Raw genomic sequence first — 21,348 nt, forward strand, 5'->3', positions numbered from 1 at the left:
TGCAATGGCTACAAGTCGGAGTGGGAAAACAGCCAAAACTCCCTCAGAAAATACTATAAATACAGTTGAGAGCGATCGCACTCCCACAGATCCGCAACTGCAACCTTTACTGAATGCATTGATAGCCGCCAAAAATGGTGATTTTTCAGTCCGCTTACCAGTGGATAACAATGGATTAGCCGAAATCGCCACAGTTTTTAATGAATTGGTGAGTGTCAACCAAGCTTTTAGCAAGGAAGTGAATCGCTTTGCATCCGAGATTGGTAAAAAAGGTAAACTCGGTTCCCAAGCTGAGGTTCCTGGTGTAACAGGTGCTTGGCAAGAAGTAATTGATAATTTAAACCAAATGTCAATTAACCTCAAACAGCAGATTACCAGTATTAATGATGTAACTCTCTCTGTGACTAGTGGCGATTTATCTAAACAAATCAAGGTACGCAATGCTGGCGACTTCAAACAGCTTACCGATAATACCAATCAAATGATTGGTAGCCTGAAATCTTCAATTCAACAAATGGCAGAAGTAGCCACAGCCGTTGCATCCTCCGCAGAAGAATTAACCGCCGTCAGTCAGGAAATGAATGCAAATGCCGAACAAACCTCAGAACAAGCCACTTCCGCCTCCGCCTCCGCCGAACAGGTGAATCAAAATACAGCTACAGTGGTGACGGCGGTGGAAGAGATGAACGCTAGTATTCGCGAAATTGCCAAGACAGTTTCCCAAGGTGCGAGAGTCGCAATAGAAGCTGTCAAAACAGCCGGTCGCACCAACGAAACCATTGGTAAACTTGGTCAAAGCAGCGTGGAAATTGGCAAAGTCATCAAAGTAATTACCTCCATTGCCCAGCAAACAAACTTACTCGCCTTAAATGCTACCATTGAAGCAGCGAGAGCCGGAGATGCTGGCAGAGGATTTGCGGTAGTGGCAAATGAGGTGAAGGAACTAGCCAAACAAACCGCCAACGCCACCGAAGATATTAGCCAGCGCATTGAAGCAATTCAAACAGATACCAAAGGCGCAGTCAACGCCATTACCCAAATTACTGATATCATCAACCAGATTAACGACTTACAAAGTGCGATCGCCAGTGCCGTAGAAGAACAAACCGCAACCACCAACGAAATAGCCCGCAACATCGGCGAAGCCGCCGCAGGAACCTCCGATATTGCCAAAAACATCGGCATCGTCGCCCTCAACGCCCAAACCACCACCATAGGAGCCAGCAACACCTCACAAGCCGCCACAGAACTATCCCGAATGGCAATAGACTTGCAAAAAGTCGTCAATCAGTTTCAATATTAATTGGTGTTTGTCATTTGTCATTTGTCATTTGTCATTCGTCATTCGTCATTTGTCATTTGGTAATGGGTAATGGGTAATGGGTAATTGCAATTTCTCCCCTGCTCCCTCATCCCCCTCATCCTCCTCATCCCCCAATCCCCAGTCCCCAATCCCCATTACCCCTTATCCCCAGAGGGGGCCCCGAGTTCCCCAATCCCCAGTCCCCAGTCCCCAATCCCCAATCCCCAATCCCCACAGTCCCCAGTCCCCAATCCCCACCCCCTATGCCCAAAATCCGGGTGCTCGTAGTTGATGATGCTGTTGTTGTACGGAGTCGCGTTAGTAAGATTCTGTCGCACGATGCTGAGTTGGAGGTGGTGGATGTGGCGGCTAATGGACGTATTGCACTCGCGAAGATTCCCTATGTGAATCCTGATGTGATTATTTTGGATGTGGAAATGCCAGATTTGAATGGTTTGGAAACTCTGGCGGCGATTCGCCAAAGTTATCCGCAGTTACCTGTAATCATGTTCAGCACTTCTACGCGCATAGGAGCAACTGCAACCTTAGAAGCTCTGTCTTTGGGTGCTTCAGATTATGCCACCAAACCTAGTAATTTAGGAAGTATGGAGGCAACTACCAAACATATCCGCGAGGAATTAATTCCTAAAATTAAGCTCTTTGGTGCCGGAATTAGTGTAGTTTCCCCAGCAATTACAGTTAACCATGCAGATGTTCCTCCCCAGCGTCCGAAAATAGAGCAAATAGATGTCATTGCAATTGGGGTGTCTACAGGAGGGCCAAATGCTTTAGCGCAAATACTTCCTGAACTTCCTGGGAATTTAGCAGTTCCCATCCTGATTGTGCAACATATGCCGCCCATGTTTACAAAACTGTTAGCTGAAAGATTAGCTTCTAAATGTCAAATCGCCGTAGATGAAGCGATTCCCGGCGCAGTCTTAGAACCTGGAAAAGCGTGGATTGCACCTGGAGACTTCCACATGGTAGTACAACGGCATGGCAATATGGTGAGAATCGATACTCATAAAGACCCACCAGAAAATTCCTGTCGTCCTGCTGTTGATGTTTTATTACGCTCAGTTGCAGAAGTCTATGGAGGGCGATCGCTTGCCGTTATACTGACAGGCATGGGGCAAGATGGATTACAAGGTTGTCAGCACATTCGCGAAGTTGGCGGTAAAATCTTAGCTCAGGACAAAGCTTCTAGTGTAGTGTGGGGGATGCCAGGTTTCGTTGTCAATGCTGGACTAGCTGATCAAATTGTACCCCTCGACCAAATGGCAGGTGAAATTATGCGCCGAGTTCGTTACAATCAAGTTCCGATTTTAGGTCTGTAATGAAACAGACGATGGGTGTAAGCACTACTGATTTTGATTTTATCCGAGACTTAGTTTATCGTCATTCGGCAGTTGTGTTGTCTGCTGATAAAACCTATTTAGCAGAATTATATTTACAGCCAATTACAACCTCTCTAGGATTTACAAAAATTGCTGATTTAGTCAATTACCTGCGTAACCAAACTTTTAATCATATTCACACCCAGGTAATTGAAGCTTTAGTGACTAATGAAACATCTTTTTTCCGTGATATTTACCCTTTTGAAACGCTGCAAAAATTTGTTTTACCAGAGTTAATCAAAAAAAGAGCGATCGCGCGATCGCTAAATATTTGGTGTGCAGCCTGTTCTCATGGACAGGAACCTTATAGCATTGCCATGTTGATGCGCGAACATTTTCCCCTATTAGCCAATTGGTCTGTAAAGCTAATTGCTAGCGACTTTTCCCAAAAAGCCTTAACCAAAGCGCGCCAAGGACGTTATAACCAACTAGAAATTCAGCGAGGACTACCAAAAAATTTGTGCGATCGCTATTTTCACAAAGTCGATAATGAATGGCAAATTCTTGATAATTTCATCAAGATGGTGGAATTTCAGCAAATCAATCTTGTCAAAACTTGGCCATCCCTTCCCAAATCTGATGTGATATTTTTACGCAATGTTTTAATTTACTTTGATATCCCCACTAAAAAAGCTTTACTAAACAAAATTAAGCAGCAATTAAGTTCAGATGGCTATTTATTTCTAGGTAACGCAGAAACCACCATTAACCTAGATGCGTCATTTGAACGTGTGCAATTTAATAAAGGTATTTGTTATCGATTACAACAATAAAACCCTTACCAATGACAAATGACTAGTACAACAAGGCAAAAGTAAAAAGTGAGCCAGTGCGGTGGACGGGTTCCCCGGCATAAAGCAACTGGCGTTAGCGCAGCGTTAGCGACGAAGGAGCGTCACCCGTTCGCTTTAGCGTCTCCTTTGGGAGAAGGAAGCAAAAGTAAAAAGAAAGAATGATGATTTTGTAATACCATTTTGAAAAAAGAACGCGACAGATGGGTTGGTAAGGGCACGGCACCAGTAAGATAATTTGATATACCAAAAGATTGTGGATGCCGTGCCCCTACAAAGAATTGATCTGCCGCAAACATTATTTAAATTAGTATAAGCTATTCGCTTGTTTTAAATGGGTGGCTTATTTCCGCCGTATTGTACTAGTTATCTTTCTTTGCACCGACCTGACTTTAAAAAGCAGGAGAGCAGGGAGCAGGGAGCAAGGGGGATTAATGAATTTTTCATGTGTTCTAGTGTATGCAGTTCATGATGGCTACTTATAATCCAATAAAGTTCAGTTTAGTTAAGAAAATTAATTGACAACAAAATCAAAAACTATTTACTCAACAAAAAACCGAACAATCATTTTGGAGGGTGTTTGGGCGACGCAACCGTCCCCCAATCGGGGGTTTGGGGGAGAATCCCCCAAGTCTGCTAGCTTTTCCCCAAGTAATAAATCAATCACTAATAATCTTATCTGAATTGTATTAACTGATAATCTAATACCAAATCAAATAATGTTTGCAACACATCAATAATATTCTAGAGGACAAGGCAGTGCCTTGCCCCTACAATCTGTCGCATTATTTTTTCAAATTGGTATAAATTAATAATAGCTATCCATAAAAAAATATGCCTCCTCGCCACACATCACTCCCACTATTACTAACTATTAGCCTAGCCACTATTTCACTTTTACCCGTTCGACCCTTACAAGCCGAAACTATAACCGTACCGCAACCTTCTAATGCGCCATTAGAACTAAGCTTATTAACAGAACCAAAAGGGCCTGTAATTACCGGGAATACCGTTAGCCAAGGAACTATCACCATTCCTAAATTATGGTGGGCCAAAGAAAGCGCTGAAAACAAGCTTTTAGATAACTGGATAGCATATCCAACTTCGCCAAAAGAAGCAGCAAGAGTAGATTTAATTGTGAATCAACAAATTTGGAGTTTATTAGATTATCTAGAACGCTACGACTTTGTAAATCGTTTAGGTACTGCCGCTAGGAATGATAATTATAATCTGCGAGTCTTTAATTATCAGCAAGAACTTTTAGCAACTTATACTTGTAACTATAATAATAGTCAGCCTTTATGCAACATCAAACTATCTTCTCAAAATCAATTAGGCTGGCGACGTTCTTTGTAGAAACTAACAGTTGTTAGCCAAACTAAAATTGCTCGTTTCCGACTAAGAAAAAGGGGAAAGGCTAAAAACCTTTTCCCCTTTTTCCTTTTCCCCTTTCCCCTTTATTGCATTATTGATACTATGCTAATCGTGAAGAAAGAGCCGAAAACCCTACCAAACAACCAAATAAACCCACTACCCAACCTTGGCGGACAGTGAGTAGATCAACAGTCGCCGCAGCTGGAAAATGTCCTATTGGTGCATCATCCACAAAATTTAGGTCAGAGTAGAATAGCCAAGCATCATTGACACGCCAACCGATGAGATCGCCAAATTTGCACCATGTTTGATAATCAGCATCAGCTTCACCACCAATACTGTCCCAAATCTGCTTTTGCACAGTAAAACCAAAACGACCTTTGCTATATTTGACCCACAGTCGGTCAATTGTGCAAAGGTCGGTATAGGGGAATTTATTGATTGCTGGAATATCTAACCAACCGGCTTCTTCTCGCGCCGCTACTTTCAGCATGAGGTTGAAAGTTTCCCGATCTGCAGCTTTCCAATCACCAGCTGCTAATAATTCTGACAATCGCTGGTAATCTATTCCTCGTTCAGAAGCCAGGTCATCAATTGCTGGTTGCGAGATAGTTAGCGTTGATGTATGCGCTTGAGTGTGGGTACTGTGCATCTTGTCGTCAGACATCACTTGCATAGAAGAAGCGCAAACGACTGGATGAGAAGTAAAGTTCTCACCGCTACCTGCATATTGAGCAATTCTTGAGATGTCTTTAACTTTATGCTTTTCTACACTAGGAGTTACTGTATTTGTCCGTAACCATAACTCTTCTAGTTGTACAAATTCCCTATGAGAGTTTACTTCTATGGGCAGGCCATTTCTCTGATTTTTAGCAATATCATGTAAATTTGCGTATTTTTGAATAACAACTCGCTGTGACTTAGCAATTGGTTCTGCATTGATCACAGGTGTTTGCAGAGGATACTTGTAATGCGCTAACAGTTCTGGAACTCGGAAACTGAGATATTGGTGTAACCGTTTTACAGTGGCGCATTGTCCCTGGCTTCCTAAACCTTCTAGGAGTGCATGGGTAAAAGCACCTTGTTGCAAGGCATCGATTTCAGCAGCAGATTGATTAGCAGTACATGATAAGATACTGATAAACCCGGTTTGCCGAGCCAAATTTTGTGTTTGTTGCCCAATTCCTAAGCCATGTCCTTGATGCTGGTGGTGATTAGCATCCAACATCAAAACAATATTATCTGAGCCAGAATTCCGGAGGCACTCAGTCAAATAACTCAGGGAAATTCCCGTATTTTCTATATCTTCTGGATTCCCATCAGCAGCTAAGAGGTAATCTTGCTCACCATAGCTCATCCCATGACCGTTAAAGAAAAACCAGAAATTATCTTCTGGCTGAAGGAAGGGACGCTCAAATAACTGCTGTAAGCATCGTAATAAGTTAGCGCGATCAGGACGAGTTAGTTCACCACCAATACTAGGTGAGTCATCCGAGAATAAGAAAACCCGCTCGAAACCTGCTTCATTGTGGAGCAAATTCTGCATTAACTCTGCATCCCGCTTCGCATATTTGAGGGGTTGCAAGCAGTCGTAATGATTAATACCAATAACCAACGCCCAGTTTTTTACCATCTCACTTTATATTGTTGCCACTGCAAGTAGAGTTTGATTGCTCCTAACCTCGTACTTCAGGAAAAATCCTGAGAGTGCTTGAACCCCCATCAGTCATTCAAAATCCTAGATTGATAATCTAGGTTCCATAAATCTTAGGGCTGAGATTAGGAATACTTTGTATTTCGTGCTACATATATCAAGACAAACAGCTCTTTCTACGGCTCTTTGTCAGGTATTTCCGGACTAAGGGAGTAGCAAAAAATAAATTATTCGAGAAGCCACCAAACACAGGTCAAGGTAGGAAACACGGATAGGCTCTCAACGAGACATAAATCTTATCCATATTAACTACGATTTCCAAAATTGGTATCAAAAGTCTAAAAATAATTGGAAATGGCTGCTATTTGCCAAAAATAACCATTTAAATAGCAATATATCTATAATTTTTCTGACTGCGTAGTTAGTGCTTCAGCACCTATGCTTAGATAATTTACCCCTATGGGGATGCAAGCTAGAAGCAGCTTTTCGCAGGGATGAAACATTTTTTACTTAGAAATCCCTCGATATCTGCTGTAATTAATTTAGTCTTTATGAATATAAAGATGATTTCATCATACTGATAAGTAAATACATGGGACAATAGCCACAGCAAATCGGCTTTGAGATGAATTAGTCTAAATTATTTTTTATCAACCAGTCATCTACTACTATTAGAAATCTAAAAAAGTATGTATGAGCCACAGAATATTAAAAAAGGTAAATTTTACTATCAAAATTTACCCAGAATTATCTTAGCTATTTTATTTGCTGTCATTTTTGTGAGTTGTGGTTATGCCACTGCTTTAGTATTAATATTCCATCCAAATATAAACACAATATATCCGACTTTCATTCCCAATATTCATAATCAAGTGCAATGTGAAAAGAGCGAAAGAATATGGCGTGAGCAAAAATGTTGGGATGAACAACATAATCCCTTATTTTAAAAGTCAGCCAATGGCTAGTATCTGTATGAGTCTTTAACTTAGACTTCAAGTTTCGGAATCAGATACTGAACAGTCAACTAAATTTTGACACCAATGTGCAGGAATTTCCAAATTTTCTGGCAAAATAGTTGTGCGATCGCCTAACGCTAATTCTAGTTGCTGTGATTCCAGATTTTCACATTTTGTTAAGTCACAACCAAACATCTTAGCTTTTTGAAATATTGCTTGATTCAGGTTAGCTCCGGTGAGGGTAGCATATTTGAGATTAGCTTCATAGAAGTTTGCTTCTTCTAAATTGGCCTCATAAAGGTTGGCTTCTTGAAGATTTGCTGTACTTAATAGTACGGCTTCTAAGTTGGCACCAATCAATTTTGCACCTTGCAAGTTACTACCAATGAGGTTGGCTCCTGATAGGTTGCATCCTTCTAAGTTTGCTCCTGCTAAATTTGTGTCGCAAAGAATAGCATCTTCTAAATTAGCGTTATAAAGAACTGCGTCTTGCAAATTAGCATCATATAGCATTGCTCCTTGCAAATCAGCTTCATAGAGAATTGCTTTCGCTAAATCAACTTTTCTCAGTACAGCTTCTTGGAGATTTGCTTCTGGAAGTATCGCCTTATGCAAATTGGCTTCATACAGCACCGCACCACAGAGATTAGCTTCCGTTAAGTTAGCTCCAGATAAATTTGCTCCGATGAAGTTTACCCATTGCAAATTCGCTCCAATTAAAATGACTCCAGAAAGATTCGCTTCCATTAAGTCAGCGTTACTAATATCGATATCGCGTAAATCGAGTTTTTTATTAGCTAAATCGTATTGTGCATTCCGCCTACCAATAACGGTAAGTGCTGTTTGAATATCTGTAGGCAGTTTTTCTGGTAAATTATTTTCACTATCTCGGCGCGCTGGAGCATTTTCGCGAATAAAAGCAGCCAGAATTTCCATAATTGTCCAATGATTTTTAGGGAAATCGCGAGCAATTCTTTCTAGCTCATATATCGCAGCAAATCTAGTTTCTATTTTGTCATTACCTAAATGTTTAATTGCTTGATAAAATCTTTCTGTATCCAACTCTTGAACATTTGATTGGGTGTAATTAATACCCATTTCTACTTTTTTCTCCCACGCCATTACTTTTGAAAGTATTTGTCCTAATGTACTCTGATCAATTCCCAGAGATAACCTCGAGGTATTATAAGCATTAATGGTAATAGCCATTGCCCAAGCAAATATAGCAATGATTGCCATCACCTTAGTTACTGCTGTGATTTTTTCCTCAGTTGGCAAACCATGAAGACTAAAAAAGAATAGAAGAATTAAAATTAATGAGAGAATAAATATAAGTGTGATAGATAGCACCAAACTAGTGAGTTCATTAGTCTTGATCAAAGACATCTCATTAGTCTTCATCTTTGACTCCTTGTGGAATTTAGTTTATCCATACTATTATTTGTTATTACCTTTTAATACAGTAAAAACACTGACTTAATTAGTCAATTAATTGGGGATCAAAGAAATCTCTATATATTTACTGACGATGTGATTCAGGCTGAGAACAGGTAATAGAGAACAGGGAAGCATAAGCCAAACCTTCCCGAATATTGAGTTTAAAACCCCTAAATTGATTGATTAAATGTATTAAAAACTTTTGTAATTTGGTGCAGTAAAAACTGCTGTTGTTAATCTTAAATAGATTGGCGAAATTAAAGATAACTGGCTGAGGCTGTCATTTGTCCTTGGTCATTGGTCATTGGTAAGGATTTCAAGCCTATTTACCTTTCTTAACATAGTTTGGTTTATTTCCACCGACTTACTTAAATAGCCAGATGCACCCAGATCAGCAATAGATGATATGTTAAATTAGCCAGATTGTCGCCAATGGGTTGGAGTTTCCACATAATCTGGAAGGCGGGTTGTGCGATCGCCCACTGCCAGTGTAATTTGTTGTAATTCTAAGTTTTTTGCACCTGTCAAAATTGCGCCTTCTAGTTTGACATCACAAAGATTGGTATCTAAAAAGTTAGCTCCCATCAGGTTAGCGCTGTGGAGATTGGCTTCATAGAGCATGGCTTTAGAAAGGTTAGCTCCTATCAGGTTCGCTTGATACAGGTCAGCTTCTGCTAAACTAGCTTCTGAAAGATTGGCAAAAAATATCTCTGTCTGCTGGAGTTTAGCTGCATTCAGGTTAGCACCACAAAGATTGGCTCCATTCAAATTTGCGCCATGCAGATTGGCTCCAATTAAACCTGTTAATTGCAGGTTAGCTTTTCCGAGTTTTGCTCCTTGCAAATTAGCTAAAAATAATTTAGCGCCAGCCAGGTTAGCAACTTTTAAAGTTGCTTGTTGTAAGTTAGCTTTATAAAGGTTAGCTCCTTGCAAATTAGCTGCGCGTAGACTTGCACCTGTGAGGTTAGCACCACGGAGATTAGCTCCAGCCAAGTTAGCGCGATTCAAGTTTACCCAAGAAAGGTTAGCTCCTCGAAGGTTAGCTTTGAATAAATTGGCTTCATAAAGAATCGATTTTAAGAGTTTTGCGCTACTCAAATTAGCATTAGCTAAATTAGCTCCCCGCAAATCTGCACTAGATAAATTAGCTCCCCGCAAATCTACCCGTTCTAAATTAGCTCCCAGTAAGTCTGCACGTCTAACATCTGTGTTGCGTAAATCTAGTGTTTGATTAACTTTGTCTTCTAAATAATTACGTCTACCAATGACTGTCAATGCTACTTGAATATCTGTGCGAATTTTTGGTGACTCATCATAGTAGTTAGATACAGATTGCTGTGTACGATTATTTTCTCGCTTTTGCTGCTCATAATTTAAGACGGCTATATCTTCTTCTCTTAATTGCTCTCCTTCACCAATGGGAGCATTCTCGCGAATAAAAGCCGTGAGGATTTCCATAATTGTCCAATGTTCTGTGGGAAATTCCTGCGCGACTCTTTCTAAAGCATAAATTGCACCTGTACGAGTTTCCGTTTTTTGATGTCCCAACTGTGCAATAGCTGTCATAAAGCGTTCTGCAATCAGCCTATCTTGACTTAGTTTGGCATTTTGAATGCCAAGTTCAACACTTTTTTCGGCTGCGATCGCACTTTTTTGTAAAGCCTGGGCACGCTTTGCGCCATAATAAGCATTAACGATTAATCCTAATCCTAGGAAAATAATTGCAGTAGTAGCTAATGCTTGAATTGTGTATTCTATTTGTTGTTGAACAGACAATCCTCGAATTTGGGACAATGCAAAGATAATTAAACTCAATAAGAGAGCAAATATAACTGTTATAACTATCAACCAATTCAAGATTACGCCTGTCTTGTTAGCAGACATCGCAGAAATATTCCTCACTACTCTGGATTATTACTTATAGTCCGAGGATAATATAACATTTAACTACAGTATACTTGTAAAAGCGTAGTTTTTCATCGATAAATGAAGTTTGGGGCAACTTAAGGCTACGCGAATACAGCATTTTTAAGTACATAAGTTACACAGGTAGGTCAAAATATTGTTGTACTTGGTAATAATCTCTACCTAACTTATGTGAAATATTATGCCTAAAAAATAGGTGAATTAATTTCCAATTAAATAATTCAAAATCCAAAACCTAAAATCTATTAATACCATTTTTAAACAACGGAAAGACCAGTAGGGGCACGGCATCCAAAATATTTTGGTATATTCAATTATCTTACTGGTGCCGTGCCCCCACAAAGCATTTACCTGTTGCAAAAATTATTTGATTTGGTAGAAGCTATTTCCACAAAACAAATTATCCTATTTAGCTTTGGTATGGATGCGTTACGCTATCGCTAACGCATCATACATGAACGATATATTCCCCCCTACACCCTGCACCCTGCCTCTCTGCCAAACAAGAGATAGTATATTTTAGTTGCAAGTTTCTGACTCTTCACCCCATCCTTGCATTTCTACTAATTCCATACATAATTCATTAATTCTTTCCAAATCAGGTTTGTGACGCAGTGTTGATTGAGTATAAGCAGTTTCCATTTTTGCTACTAATTCCTCTGCCATTTTCATCACCTGCTCATAAGAATAATCTCCGTGAAGAATAGCTTTTAAATCATCAACATCACCCGCTATCCTTCTATCTACAATTATTTCTCCTTGCTGTAAAATTTCTAAGCCACTGCGTAGCAATCTAATGCAGTGCATACCATGCTTCAAGTCGAAACCAGACTTTCTTTCCATTTCGGCTCTAATGGGATTTCTATTTTCTTGCCATGACAAGTAGGCTTTCCATTCTCGTAAAGCAATTTGATAATTTTGGCTTTTTTGCAGCAAGCGAATAAAATCTTTACGGCTATTGGTTAGCTTTTGAGTATATTCTAGAGTTTCATCGGGTAAAGTATACTGTTTGAGCATTCCTTTAAAATCAATATCTGCTGTCAACAGTTGGTATAACTGTTCAGCTTCTTCTAAAAATTCAATTCTGCCTCGAATTAATAAATAGAGATATTCCAAAAAAGCATTTAAATCATCTTTAACTAAAGGTAATTCGTCTTCTATGCCAAAATCAGATGGTAGTGGTTTCTTTTGTGGCGGATTTAATAACCACTTGCGATGAGTTTCCATCTTTTTAATTTGGGCAAAAGCGTAACCAGAATATGTATGTTTTACTTTTTTAGATAAAAATAGTTGTTTGTGTTTAATTAAATGTTCGCCAACTGGAGTTAGTACAGGATAGTTACCTAACCACAGCAATTCTAAAACATTGGGATTAGCTCCAGCTAATAACTGTAGGATTTTACGTAATTCGTAAATCACAGTATCTTTATTATTATCCAAAAAAGAAAATATTCCTGGTTCATCCCAACCATTTTCTTTTTGTTCTATGCGATCAAATCCCAGATAATACCTTTTAGGGGCGATAAATATACCCCGATAATCAAAGTCAGAATCAGGACGATTCAATCCATAGCCGTGGCTACCCGCCAAGCCAATCAGAATGCTTCTTTGTTCAACTACTATTCTTTTCATTACAAGCGATCGCAGCGACTCAACATCACTATCTTAAGCAGGGTAAAGGGAAAGGGGGAAAGGGTAAAGGTTTTTCCTATTGCTCTTTAACCTTTTCCCTTTTCCCTTCAAAACCTTGCATAGTTCAGTTTAATCGCATCTACTTACTGAAAGTCAGTTAAATTTGTAACGAATAATTAGCGCGGCTTGTTCATCGAATCGCTTAACTGAGTACCTGTGTAAGTAGGTAACCAACCTTCTGCGGTTGTAAAATAGCGTATTGCTTTAAAATTCAAAGCAGCATTCGGGCTACACCAATGCTCAACACCAGCCGGAATCACCAGATAATCTTGAGACTCAATTAAAAGCTGTATCTGGTTCCCATCAGGTTTGACAAAACCAAAAATCATCTCTCCAGCCAAAACATAGATGGGTTCAGTAGCAGTATGGGTGTGATAACGGTTGTAAGTTGCAATTAGTATCTCAAGATGCGGCGAACCTGGATGCATATTCAGCAAATCACACCAGAGATAGCCATTTTCCTGTTGGAGAAACTCAAAGACACTATTATGAAGTTCTAAAATGTAGCGCTTCTCAGACTCAGTGATAGTATCTTGTTCGATTAAATGGGGAAAAAGCAGCGATGTACCCGGATCGTAGTGTTTCAACTCAATTCCCAGAGGGGAAAGTTCACGGACTATCTCATCTAAATCACTCTCGATTGTACCGTTATCAAGCAATAGAGTAGCCATAACAGAAACACTCATAACCATTAAGAAAAGTATACTTAATTTTTTCTTAATTAGCCACTATGCCGATGGGTAAACCGGAGTTGTTTGTCCGAATTTCCTCACATTATCAATTAGAGATATACACCAGGATGCATTAATAATTTGGTGTTGAAGAACCTCAGTAATATTTAACTTGTTTCAGGTGTAAGCAGTGACACACGAAAAGTCTTGCCATTTTCGTATTCTCAGCTAAACGGTTTAGTATCAACCCGAATCAACCATTGAAATCCCCAAGCATTACCACAGAACTACACTTTTGTAATATTATTCCATCAATAGCAATTATTGAAATTATCAATAGTATTGACTGCTAATTATTTCAGAAAATAGGATTTACTATAATTTAATACTTGCGATTAAACTTCTGCGTTGGTAAGTCAATTCAGTGAATATCTGAACTAAAAAATTTAGATTTAGCAAGCTGTATTTGTTAGTTTAAATTTACTTATCAATGGCATTATAACATCGCAATTAAGTTTTTCATACTTCATATATATTGGGAGCTTATCATGAAAAGATATCTACTAGCTTCTGCTGGTGGAGCAGGTCTGCTATGGGTATTTTGCGGTTTATTACCCGTCAAAGCGCTGAGTATTTTAGAGCGCACAAATACAAATATAGCCCCGGAAGCGGATGGTAGTAGCTATCAAGAAAGTGATGTTCATGATAGTAATTCAGCCAATAATGTTGCTAGTAAATTGATAGTAGCTGATGGGACTAATCAGAAACAAACCAATGAAGATTTAGGTAATAATCCTGCTGCTAATTCTTCACCATCAATCACAGCACCATCGCAAAATTCATCTCAACCATCAAACGCGCTTGCTCAAGTAACATCTGTATCCCAACTCTCTGATGTTCAACCAACTGATTGGGCATTTCAAGCACTACAATCTTTGGTTGAGCGTTATGGTTGTATTGCAGGTTATCCCAATAGCACCTATCGCGGTAATCGAGCGATGACTCGCTATGAATTTGCAGCTGGCTTAAATGCTTGTTTAGAACGAGTCAATGAACTAATCGCTACTGCAACTACTGATTTGGTCAAAAAAGAAGATTTAGCCACCTTGCAAAAGCTGCAAGAGGAATTTTCTGCGGAATTGGCAACATTGCGGGGTCGAGTTGATGCTTTAGAAGCGCGCACAACAGAACTGGAAGCCAATCAGTTTTCTACTACCACCAAACTCAATGGTGAGGCCATTATCGCGGCTGTGGGAGCTAGCGGTGGCGCTCCTGGTAGGAGTGACCCGAATATCATGTTAGTCAATAGGGTGCGGTTAAATCTGACCACTAGTTTTACAGGTAAAGATTTATTAATTACAGGGTTGCAAGCGCATAATTTTTTAGGTGGAGCTACTGGTGAAGGTAGTTTGCAAAACAGCTTGGGGTTAGCTTCACCGATATTGAGTTCTAGTAGTGCGCGTACTAGTTTTGAACCGCAGTTTCCTGGGCTGAACGTTAAGGACTTGTCGAGTGTTAGTGCGAACAGTTTACAGCTTTATAAATTGCTGTATATCTTTCCCGTCAGCGATAAATTAACTTTATTTGCAGGAACTGCGGCGGAAACATCTGATGCTTTTCCCACCATTACACCTTTTTATGGTGAGGGACAAGAATCAATTTCTCGGTTTGCTAGCCTGAATCCGGTGTTACGTGTCTCTGGTGGAACTTCGGGTTCTGGTTTAGCATCGGCGGCGGGATTTATTTTTAATATTTCTCCCAATCTGGATTTCAGAGCTTTATATGGTAGCGTCAACGCCAACTTACCTGCAAAATCTGCTGCTGAAGTGCTCCCAGGAGTTTCTACTACACCTTTAGGGTCTGGTTTGTTTAGTGGTAGTAATGTCATAGCTGCACAGTTAACTTTCAAGCCTAGCCGTAGTCTAGACATTGGCTTAAACTACTCTCACAGCTATCACGAAATCAATATCTTAGGTACCGGATTAATTAGTGGTGATATTGGCGCTTTAGCTGGTGTGGGGGCGGGGACACCAGTCACGCTCAACTCTGTGGGTGGTACAGTAACATGGCAATTTTCTCCCAAAATAGCCTTCTCTGCCTATGGGGCAGCACTATTTGTTGATGATTCATCTAATAGTGTCAATGCTGCTACTACTTTTACCAGCTGGATGGTGGGGGTTCATTTTAAAGATTTATTCAATGCTGGAAATACTGCGGGTATTATTTTTGGTCAGCCACTTTTTCGTGCTGATGCTAGTGGTGCTGCTGTACTTACCCCAGCAGGCGAAAATCGAGCTACGCCTTACCATTTAGAAGCGTATTATCGGTTTAAAGTTAGTGACAATATTAGTATTACCCCTGGTGCGTTTGTTTTATTTAATCCAGAGGGTAACAGTAGAAATGAAACGACAACTGTAGGTGTACTGCGTACTACTTTTACGTTTTAAAGACAAGCGGAGTGGCTGACAAGTAGAGGTTTTTAACAGGTTTCTTTTAGGGGAATTTTAAATAAAAAATCTCCCATCAATTTTGATGGTGGAGGAGCAGAGATAAGGTGAAAGTGCTTTTGATATGGTGAAATTGGATAATTGATTTTTTTGATTTTCCTAAAACCATCAAACTACATTTGTTGAAACTTTGTGAAGTATTTATTTATTGGTTAAGTTCTGCTTAAATGTGTAGTAGCCAGTTAAGAGATATTTCACAAATCGCACTTTAATTAAGTTGCAATCGCTCTTTCACGCTTGTGATTAATCTAGGTAATCTAGGAATCACCCTGCTCTTCTTTATGAAAGCCATTCCTTTCTTTTTTAATGCTTTCTTCTAAAGCTTGAATTTGTTCACGGCGGGCTTCCAATTCTAACGAACGACGGGCTAAATCTTGATTTTGCAAGGTTAATGCTTGTCGCCAATGTTCTGCGCGTTCTGTTTCCTGTTGTAAAAAATCTGGAGTCACGCCAGTAGAAAGGTAAGCCTGTATCAAATAGAGTACCCAACTGGTGGCATCTTCTAATCTTTCAATATCGCCTGTAGATGAAAGTTCTACTAACACCAGCAATTTCTCGCTCATAGCGTTTCCCTTTCCTAAAAGAATCACCGCCTCTTCAGGGATAAGTGCCCATAGATTTTCGGCTTCTTGACGGGCCAATAAGCGCAACTGATACTGTTCTAAAAATTCGTTTTTATTTACCTGGGCTAGATATCGCATGACTGTCGCTTGGCTCCAATTCAAAAACTCAAAATTAATTTTTGATTTTTGATTTTTGATTTTTGATGTTCTGGGGTTGTTTCAATAGTAATGGGTAAGTTGAAAAAAATTACCCATTACTTCATTGCAGTTATGCTAAACCACGCAGGCGCTCTCGTAAAATTTCCCCTTGTTTCTCAGCCTCCGCTAAAGCATCTCGTGCACCTTGTACTACATCTTTGGGTGCTTTATCAACAAATTTAGCGTTACTTAACCTTCCTTTGAGAGATTGCGCTTCTGCTTCTACTTTGTTGAGGCTTTTCTCTAGCTTGGCTCGTAGCACCTCAATATCTACCACACCCTTGAGCGGAATGACTACTTGTACTGTCCCCACAACGCCAGCAATAGCGTTTTCTGATGCTTCTGGCTGCGATTCTGTTGCTAGTGAATGCTGATTGTCTGTGGCTGGTGGGAAAAACTTCTCCCAGAACTTTTGTCTCGCCTCAGCTATCAATAAATAGCGACTAATAAACCAAGTTGAGTAAACAAAACCAACTATTTCAAAGAAATTTCCAAATAAAGGAACTCGATCAATTGCATAACCAACAGAATAAGCCAACCTAATAAAGACAATTGTCACAATAATCAAGCCGATAGTTTTTAAACCTTTTAAAGGTGTTTTTTCTACAACTGCTTGTTTATTTTCCTTGTCATTAATAGTTAAAGTCTCAACCTTGGCCAAATCTTTAATGTAAACTTGTCCAGAGTTAATAATTTGCCGTTCTCTGGCGTTTTCACTTTGCAAATTAGCCGTCACTTTTGCCCCAGGTTTAATATCCGCCTCGGCACGTAAATTCCTAATAGTGCGGATAGTCTCAATTAACAGTTCAAATTCTGTCTCAATCTCGGGATTAATCAGGTTACTATCCGGTTGGGGATAGGGTTGTAAAGATAAAGTTTGTCGAGAATCTGCTGGTTGTTGAGTGAGAGTTTGCCAAATCTCCTCCGTAATATGGGGCATAAAAGGATGAAGCAATTTTAAAATCCCTTCTAGGATATGAGCCAGAATTTGTTGTGCTACTCGCCGCGATGCTGGATCAGCATTTTGTTGGAGACGAGACTTCACCAGTTCAATATACCAGTCACAGAAGTCACCCCAAATAAATTCATATAATCCTTTGGCTGCTTCACCTAAACCATAATTATCGATGTAATTAATAGTCTGTTTAATAACTTGATGGTAGCGCGAAAGAATCCAGCGATCGCTTAATTCTATGGGGAGTGGTTGACCTAATTGTTGCGGCGTTTGTCCATCAAGATTCATCATCACAAACCGGGCGGCGTTCCACAACTTATTAGCAAAGTTGCGGGAAGCTTCTACCGATGGCGACTCATCCTTTTTGCGGTCATATTCCAAGCGAATATCTTGGCCTGCGCCTACCACTTCCTTAACTAGGGTATAACGCAGGGCATCAGTGCCATATTTATCGATTAATAATAGCGGGTCAATACCATTACCTTTGGTCTTTGACATCTTTTGACCTTTTTCATCCAGCACTAAGCCGTGGATGTAAACGTCATTAAATGGCATTTTTCCAGTGAAATGACCAGCCATCATCGTCATTCTGGCTACCCAGAAAAAGATAATGTCAAAGCCTGTGACTAAGGTAGTCGTGGGGTAGTAAGTTGCTAAATCCTGAGTTTCTTGCGGCCAGCCTAAAGTGGAAAACGGCCATAATCCTGAAGAAAACCAAGTATCTAACACATCTGGATCTTGCTCAAGCTGGACGTTTTCACCAAATTGTGATTTGGCTTTCTCCCAAGCTTCCTCTGCTGATTTAGCAACTACAAAGGGGGTATTATCAGCGATTTGTCCGTTTGTTTCACTAACAGCATACCAAGCGGGAATTTGGTGACCCCACCATAATTGACGAGAGATACACCAATCTTTGAGTTTAACTAGCCAATCACGATAAACCTTAGTCCAGCGTTGGGGGACAAACTCCGGCGAATTTTGCTGATCGAGAAATTCTAGCGCCCGGTCAGCTAAGGGGCGAATTTTGACAAACCACTGAGTAGATAACAGGGGTTCAATGGGAACTTTGCCGCGATCGCTATAAGGAACGGTATGCTTATAATCTTCAACTTTGACTAAAAAGCCATCTGCCTCAAGACGCGCAACCACATTCTTTCTGGCTACAAAGCGGTCTTGTCCTTGAAATTCCCCAGCATTAGCGTTGAGAGTACCATCTTTATTGAGGATGTTAATAAACGGCAGATTGTGACGCTTACCCATTTCAAAATCATTGGGGTCATGGGCGGGAGTCACCTTCACGCAACCAGTACCGAAAGTTGGGTCTACAAATTCATCACCAATAATCGGGATTTCTCGCTGCATAATTGGCAGAGTGATTGTCTTACCAATTAAGTGCTTGTATCTCTCATCACTGGGGTTAACAGCCACTCCTGTATCACCCAGCATGGTTTCTGGGCGGGTTGTTGCTACTTCCACATAACCAGAACCATCGCTGAGGGGATAGCGGAAGTGCCAAAGGTTACCATTCACCTCTTGGTTTTCTACTTCTACATCAGACACCGCCGACTGAGTAGCAGGACACCAGTTAACTAAATACTCACCGCGATAAATTAAGCCTGACCCATACAGGCGAGTAAACGCTTCGATAACAGCTTGTGATAAACCCTCATCTAGGGTAAATCTTTCCCGCGTCCAGTCCACCGAAACACCCAGGCGGCGTAGCTGATTCACAATAAAGCCGCCAGATTCCGCTTTCCACTGTTTAGCGCGTTCTAGGAATTGTTCACGCCCCAACTCATAGCGAGTTTTACCCTCTTTCTTGAGTTGCTTTTCTAGCATAGTGTGTACAGCAATACTGGCGTGGTCGGTTCCGGGTAGCCACAGAGTATTACGCCCCCGCATCCGGTGGTAGCGCACTAGCACATCAATCAACGCGCTTTCAAAGGCGTGACCCATGTGCAAACTACCAGTGACATTTGGTGGTGGGATGACAACACAGTAAGGTTCGCCGCCATGATTAGGGTCGGCTTTATAAACTTGGTTTTCTTCCCAGAATTTTTGCCACTTGGCTTCTGTGGAGAATGGTTCGTAGAGACTAGGGAGATTAGGTATAGTTGCGGTCATGCGGGGAAAACTAAGTTTGGAAGGACTCTAATAAATTTTGCCACAGGGTTGGAGAGGGATTGATGGAGATAAACCGCAGAGGCGCAGAGAACACAGAGGGAAGAGAGTTAGGGAAAAGGATGAATTGGCTGACTGGTGAAGTAATTGGGGCGGCGATTGAGGTACATCGAGTATTGGGGCCAGGGTTTTTAGAGGAGGTGTATCAGGAAGCATTGATGGTAGAATTTTTGAGCCGTGGGATACCTCATGAATGCGAGAAGTGGGTAACAGTCAATTACAAAGGATATGAAGTTGGTAAAGGAAGATTGGATTTTTTGGTTGCTAACTGTCTAATTTTGGAATTGAAAGCTGTACAGAATCTAGCCCCAATCCATGAAGCACAAGTACTCTCATACCTGAAGATTACTAACTATCCCCTCGCTCTCCTAATAAACTTTAACGTTCCTCTCCTTACAAAAGGCATCAAACGCATTATCCTATCTTCTTAACTCCTCTCTGTGTCCTCCGCGTCTCTGCGGTTCGTTAATTCTATGAAAACCCCTTCCCCCTGGACATATATCCCCACCCTCTACTTCGCTGAGGGTGTCCCCAACGTCATTATCAGCAGCGTTTCCGTCATCTTTTACAAAAAACTCGGAATCGACAACGACCAAATCACCGCTTGGACGAGTTTTCTCTACCTCCCCTGGGTGATTAAAATGTTTTGGGGGCCAGTTGTAGATATTTACGCCACAAAAAGAACATGGATATTAGTCACCCAATTTGCCATGTTCTGTTGCTTGAGTTTAGTAGCTTTATCTTTACAACTCCCAAACTTCTTTTTTATCTCCCTAGCAGCCTTAACAGTTGGAGCATTTATTTCTGCCACTTATGATATCGCCACCGATGGCTTTTATATGTTGGCATTAAATCCCGAACAACAAGCTTTCTTCGTTGGTATTCGCTCGCTCTTCTATCGTATCGCTGTATTATTTGGTAGCGGATTATTAGTGGTATTAGCTGGAAGATTAGAAACCACACTCAACAATATTCCTTTAAGTTGGACTATATCCCTAGGATTTTCCGCCGTTATTTTTGCTATTCTGTTTATTTTTCATCGCTTCATTTTACCGTTACCGGAATCAGATACTTCTCGACAAACACAAGCCCAAAGCGAAAAAATTCCTTTTTTAGATATTATTCAAACCTATTTCCGGCAAGAGAAAATAGGCGCGATTTTAGCTTTTATTTTGCTCTATCGATTAGGTGAAGCCATGCTGTTGAAGGTAGCTTCATTATTTCTTTTAGATAAAGTAGAAAAGGGCGGATTAGCTGTTTCCACAGAGCAATTTGGCTTAATTTATGGAACCTTTGGTGTACTTTCTTTAATTATTGGCGGCATTTTAGGCGGAATGATTATTTCCCGCTATGGCTTGAAAAAATGTCTGCTACCAATGGCTTTAGCTTTAAATTTACCAGATTTATTTTATGTTTATCTTGCCTATGCTAAACCATCACTCACATTAGTTTATCCCCTAGTTTCTTTAGAACAATTTGGCTATGGACTCGGCTTTACTGCTTTTAGCGTGTATTTGATGTATATTTGCCAAGGTGAATATAAAACCTCTCATTACGCCATATCTACTGGACTAATGGCTTTAGGTTTGATGTTACCAGGAGCAATTAGCGGCACAATTCAACAAGCAGTAGGATATCCATTATTTTTTGTATTGGTTTGTTTGCTAACTATTCCAGGGATGTTGTCTATATTCTTCATTCCATTGACAGAACCAGTGAAGCCTCCGACAAGTTAAGAAGTAG

At 40.3% G+C, this 21,348-nt stretch carries 15 protein-coding genes; 8 read left to right on the forward strand and 7 right to left on the reverse strand.

Annotated features, from left to right (window positions below; translation table 11 throughout):
- Positions 1 to 4: 4 nt before the first annotated feature.
- The 4 genes from HGR01_RS11455 to HGR01_RS11470 all read left to right on the forward strand — a co-directional run bounded on the left by HGR01_RS11455 (position 5) and on the right by HGR01_RS11470 (position 4,847).
- Positions 5 to 1,303: a methyl-accepting chemotaxis protein gene (locus HGR01_RS11455; protein ID WP_045871405.1), complete on the forward strand. Its 1,299-nt coding sequence runs from the start codon at positions 5 to 7 to the stop codon at positions 1,301 to 1,303.
- A 263-nt stretch (positions 1,304 to 1,566) separates the two neighbouring features.
- Complete coding sequence (locus HGR01_RS11460; protein ID WP_045871406.1) at positions 1,567 to 2,640, forward strand: protein-glutamate methylesterase/protein-glutamine glutaminase; 1,074 nt, start codon at positions 1,567 to 1,569, stop codon at positions 2,638 to 2,640.
- Complete coding sequence (locus tag HGR01_RS11465) at positions 2,640 to 3,473, forward strand: CheR family methyltransferase (RefSeq protein WP_045871407.1); 834 nt, start codon at positions 2,640 to 2,642, stop codon at positions 3,471 to 3,473. Before HGR01_RS11460 ends, HGR01_RS11465 begins: the two co-directional genes overlap by 1 nt.
- 852 nt (positions 3,474 to 4,325) lie before the next feature.
- On the forward strand, positions 4,326 to 4,847 hold the full coding sequence (locus HGR01_RS11470) for a hypothetical protein (RefSeq protein ID WP_045871409.1): 522 nt from the start codon (positions 4,326 to 4,328) through the stop codon (positions 4,845 to 4,847).
- A gap of 118 nt (positions 4,848 to 4,965) precedes the next feature.
- Here the strand turns inward: HGR01_RS11470 and HGR01_RS11475 are convergent, their stop codons facing one another.
- Positions 4,966 to 6,498, reverse strand: a complete 1,533-nt coding sequence (locus HGR01_RS11475; protein ID WP_045871410.1) for a GUN4 domain-containing protein — start codon at positions 6,496 to 6,498, stop codon at positions 4,966 to 4,968.
- Between the two features lie 710 nt (positions 6,499 to 7,208).
- On the opposite strand from HGR01_RS11475, the gene HGR01_RS11480 reads away from it, so the two are divergent.
- Positions 7,209 to 7,466: a hypothetical protein gene (locus HGR01_RS11480; protein ID WP_052335241.1), complete on the forward strand. Its 258-nt coding sequence runs from the start codon at positions 7,209 to 7,211 to the stop codon at positions 7,464 to 7,466.
- A gap of 45 nt (positions 7,467 to 7,511) precedes the next feature.
- Here HGR01_RS11480 and HGR01_RS11485 read toward each other — a convergent pair whose 3' ends face one another.
- The 4 genes from HGR01_RS11485 to HGR01_RS11500 form a co-directional block, all read right to left on the reverse strand.
- Positions 7,512 to 8,876 carry a pentapeptide repeat-containing protein gene (locus HGR01_RS11485; RefSeq protein WP_228045573.1) on the reverse strand — a complete coding sequence of 455 codons (1,365 nt, stop codon included), beginning with the start codon at positions 8,874 to 8,876 and terminating at the stop codon, positions 7,512 to 7,514.
- Between the two features lie 450 nt (positions 8,877 to 9,326).
- The gene (locus tag HGR01_RS11490; RefSeq protein WP_045871412.1) at positions 9,327 to 10,796 is read right to left on the reverse strand and encodes a pentapeptide repeat-containing protein; all 1,470 of its coding nucleotides are present in this window, start codon (positions 10,794 to 10,796) and stop codon (positions 9,327 to 9,329) included.
- Positions 10,797 to 11,357: 561 nt separating this feature from the next.
- Complete coding sequence (locus HGR01_RS11495; protein WP_045871413.1) at positions 11,358 to 12,470, reverse strand: DNA polymerase beta superfamily protein; 1,113 nt, start codon at positions 12,468 to 12,470, stop codon at positions 11,358 to 11,360.
- Between the two features lie 176 nt (positions 12,471 to 12,646).
- The gene (locus HGR01_RS11500) at positions 12,647 to 13,201 is read right to left on the reverse strand and encodes a 1,2-dihydroxy-3-keto-5-methylthiopentene dioxygenase (protein ID WP_045871414.1); all 555 of its coding nucleotides are present in this window, start codon (positions 13,199 to 13,201) and stop codon (positions 12,647 to 12,649) included.
- Positions 13,202 to 13,749: 548 nt separating this feature from the next.
- Between HGR01_RS11500 and HGR01_RS11505 the strand changes: the two genes are divergently transcribed.
- The gene (locus tag HGR01_RS11505; RefSeq protein ID WP_045871415.1) at positions 13,750 to 15,648 is read left to right on the forward strand and encodes an iron uptake porin; all 1,899 of its coding nucleotides are present in this window, start codon (positions 13,750 to 13,752) and stop codon (positions 15,646 to 15,648) included.
- Positions 15,649 to 15,965: 317 nt separating this feature from the next.
- On the opposite strand, the gene HGR01_RS11510 is transcribed toward HGR01_RS11505, so the two are convergent.
- Positions 15,966 to 16,409 carry a hypothetical protein gene (locus HGR01_RS11510; RefSeq protein ID WP_045871416.1) on the reverse strand — a complete coding sequence of 148 codons (444 nt, stop codon included), beginning with the start codon at positions 16,407 to 16,409 and terminating at the stop codon, positions 15,966 to 15,968.
- Positions 16,410 to 16,539: 130 nt separating this feature from the next.
- The gene (locus HGR01_RS11515; protein WP_045871417.1) at positions 16,540 to 19,548 is read right to left on the reverse strand and encodes a valine--tRNA ligase; all 3,009 of its coding nucleotides are present in this window, start codon (positions 19,546 to 19,548) and stop codon (positions 16,540 to 16,542) included.
- Positions 19,549 to 19,610: 62 nt separating this feature from the next.
- On the opposite strand from HGR01_RS11515, the gene HGR01_RS11520 reads away from it, so the two are divergent.
- Positions 19,611 to 20,036: a GxxExxY protein gene (locus tag HGR01_RS11520; protein ID WP_045871418.1), complete on the forward strand. Its 426-nt coding sequence runs from the start codon at positions 19,611 to 19,613 to the stop codon at positions 20,034 to 20,036.
- 42 nt (positions 20,037 to 20,078) lie between these two features.
- Positions 20,079 to 21,341 carry an MFS transporter gene (locus HGR01_RS11525; protein ID WP_071989424.1) on the forward strand — a complete coding sequence of 421 codons (1,263 nt, stop codon included), beginning with the start codon at positions 20,079 to 20,081 and terminating at the stop codon, positions 21,339 to 21,341.
- Positions 21,342 to 21,348: the final 7 nt, after the last annotated feature.

Source organism: Tolypothrix sp. PCC 7712, assembly GCF_025860405.1.
In the GTDB taxonomy this organism is placed as follows: Bacteria; Cyanobacteriota; Cyanobacteriia; order Cyanobacteriales; family Nostocaceae; genus Aulosira; species Aulosira diplosiphon.